This is a genomic window from Allomuricauda sp. CP2A (genome assembly GCF_001683915.1).
Taxonomy (GTDB): Bacteria; Bacteroidota; Bacteroidia; order Flavobacteriales; family Flavobacteriaceae; genus Flagellimonas.
Genome location: NZ_LXTT01000059.1, coordinates 1 through 2690 on the forward strand (window position 1 = coordinate 1; position 2690 = coordinate 2690).

Sequence of the window (2690 nt, forward strand, 5' to 3'; positions counted from 1 at the left end):
TCACCAGGGCCTGCAGGACATTGACGTTCCCAAAATCGATGTACTATTACCGCTCTGTGAAAGATGACAGTGAGGTAATCGACAAACTGTTGGAACTTTCCGTGGCAAAGCCAAGGGAAGGACAGGACAAATACTATCAGCGGATAAGACTGGAGGGCCATAAATGGAACAAGAAGCGGGTCAGGCGGGTATACCTGATGCTGGGCCTGAACTTGAGGAGAAAGACCAAAAAGAGGGTGCCCAAGCGGGTCAAGGAGCCCTTGGTGCTGCCCGATGGTCCGAACATGACATGGTCCATGGACTTCATGAGCGATTCATTGGTGCACGGGAGAAGGTTCAGGACGTTCAACATCATCGATGACTTCAACAGGAAGGCCATCGGTGTGGAGGCCGAGTTCAGTTTCCCCGCCATGGGCGTGGTACAGGTACTGAAGAGGGCCATCGGGGAACACGGCAGGCCCGAAAGGGTCAGGGTGGACAACGGGCCCGAGTTCCTTGCACTTGATTTCACAAGATGGTGCGAGGCCCAAGGGATAGATATCCAGTACACCCAGCCGGGAAGGCCCATGCAGAACGGGTTCATTGAACGGTTCAACCGTACCTACAGACAGGATGTACTTGACGCACATCTGTTCGAGGACATTTCACAGGTACGCATATTGACCGAGGAATGGATAAAGGATTACAACATGAAACGGCCACACGAGGCCCTGGGTGGGATCACCCCGGAATGCTACGAAAAGGAATTCTCTTCCAAGCAAGCTTGCTTGGAAGAACAAATAAAAGTCGTCTAACCAATGGTCCGAGAAAAGGGAGGGTTACAAAATCAACAACTGTATCAAAATGTATGAAAATCAAAAAAATAAAATAATTGTCGTTAATAAAACTTTTGGTGAGACGGAATTAGATTGGTGAGTATGGAAGTAACTGAGATTGACAAGGACTTTTGCTTGAGTATTTCAATATTTTATTCTCAAGATAGTTGGCACAAATTAATTTCAAAAGGTTTGATTCCTTTTTATGATAAGCAATTAGGCCCTAACAATTATTTCTATTTGCTAAACAAAAACAGAGGCGACCATATAGCACTTTTTCTCATAATACAAAGAAGCAAGACCATAGAAGTCGTAAAAGATTGTGACAACCATTTCAAAAAATTTCTTTCCAGCAATCCCTCTTCCATAAATTCTGTTTTCCAAACAGGTTCAAAAATCTTTTGTGATTTTGAAAATAACACGGTCCATTATGGCCTTTATAATGGGGAAATATACGCTAAGCATATAGCGGTCTATAAAAGAATTTCCAAAATTTTGTCATTTTCATTTGAGGAGTATGCTGACATGACTATTGAATACCTTCCAGAAATAGTTCTTGACTTACTTATAAAACTTTATGTTTTTTCCGAAAAGGATAAGGACGAAGTCTTGAATAATTTTAAGAAAACACTCGCTAGAGAATTTGGAAAGCTGGAAAATAGAAATTTAAGTGTAGTCAAAAAGCACTTACATAAATTTTATTTGGCCAATAGAAATACAGTAGCTTCCTTAATTGATAAAGAGAGAAAAACAACTAATTTGAAGCGTACACAAAAATACTTGGTTGATATTTTAGAATTACGAAAAGAGATGAATGTTGATACTGGGTTTATTCTTAATTCTCTCTGCGACTTTTTTGGCTTAGAAAATATTGAAAAAATGAGCCTATTCTATTTGATATCAAACTGTGTAATTTCGAAAGAAAAGTTTGATTCTAAACACAATGCCTAACGTTTAATAGCTTACAAGTTTCACTAAAAAAAAGACTAAAAGCCTAGAATTCAGCCAAAATATGAGCACGTCCAACACTTTAGAAGGAATACTGAGTCAATATCGCAATAGTGCCTACAACAATGATTTAGTCTGGATCAACTTTACGAGAAGGACTGATAAGTTTCCATTCCTTAAAGAGCATAGAGACTTTATTGAAAAAAACAATTTGGGGTTTGGGGACAGGGCATTTCACTACATGTGGTACTTACTTATTTCTCACTTAGTACTTAAAAATGGACATCCAAAAGTTCTTGAAATTGGTGTATATAAAGGACAAGTCATTTCATTATGGGCCTTAATAGCTAAATATTTGAATTCTACTATCGATATTGTTGCGGTGTCCCCCTTTACAGGCAACATAAGCAATAACGTTTTTTTAAATAACCCTTTTGTCAATAAAGTTCGGGGCTATATATCACAGAAATTTATTCAAAATCAAAAAGTAGGTAACTATCATCCCCGACAAGATTACTTTTCAATAATCAGGGAAGTATTTGAACACTTTGAGTTGAATTTTGATGAGGTCAATAAAATAAAAGGATACTCGAATAGTGAACCTGTTTTAAAATGTATTAAAGACATGCACTTAGATATAGTTTACATTGATGGTGACCATAGTTATGATGCGGTGGTGAAAGACATTCAAAATTATTCAAGTTTAATAAAGCCTAGTGGATTCCTTGTCATGGATGATGCTTCCTATTTTTTACCTGGAAACCAGTTTTGGAAAGGCTATGAAGAAGTATCCAGAGCCTGTGCAATAATCGAAGATTTAGGGTTTACCAACGTTTTAAATGTTGGTCACAATAGAATTTATCAAAAAGATTTAGTTACTACCAGAAGTATTAATAAAAAGATATTCCTGTAATTCTTCTCATCAAG

General features: G+C 37.8%; 3 protein-coding genes. All 3 read left to right on the top strand.

The window, feature by feature from the left end; all coding sequences use genetic code 11:
- Positions 1–794, top strand: a 794-nt coding sequence (locus A7D14_RS07150; protein WP_141673275.1) for an IS3 family transposase, incomplete at its 5' end; no start/stop codon positions are given.
- A gap of 123 nt (positions 795–917) precedes the next feature.
- Positions 918–1766: a hypothetical protein gene (locus tag A7D14_RS07155; RefSeq protein WP_036382865.1), complete on the top strand. Its 849-nt coding sequence runs from the start codon at positions 918–920 to the stop codon at positions 1764–1766.
- 61 nt (positions 1767–1827) lie between these two features.
- Positions 1828–2676 carry a class I SAM-dependent methyltransferase gene (locus tag A7D14_RS07160; protein ID WP_067032080.1) on the top strand — a complete coding sequence of 283 codons (849 nt, stop codon included), beginning with the start codon at positions 1828–1830 and terminating at the stop codon, positions 2674–2676.
- The last annotated feature ends 14 nt before the right edge of the window (positions 2677–2690 follow it).

What these genes read in the sequence shown, in the direction of transcription:
- A7D14_RS07160 (WP_067032080.1), top strand. Translation starts at nt 1,828, where the DNA reads ATGAGCACGTCCAACACTTTAGAAGGAATACTGAGTCAATATCGCAAT.
- A7D14_RS07155 (WP_036382865.1), top strand. Translation starts at nt 918, where the DNA reads ATGGAAGTAACTGAGATTGACAAGGACTTTTGCTTGAGTATTTCAATA.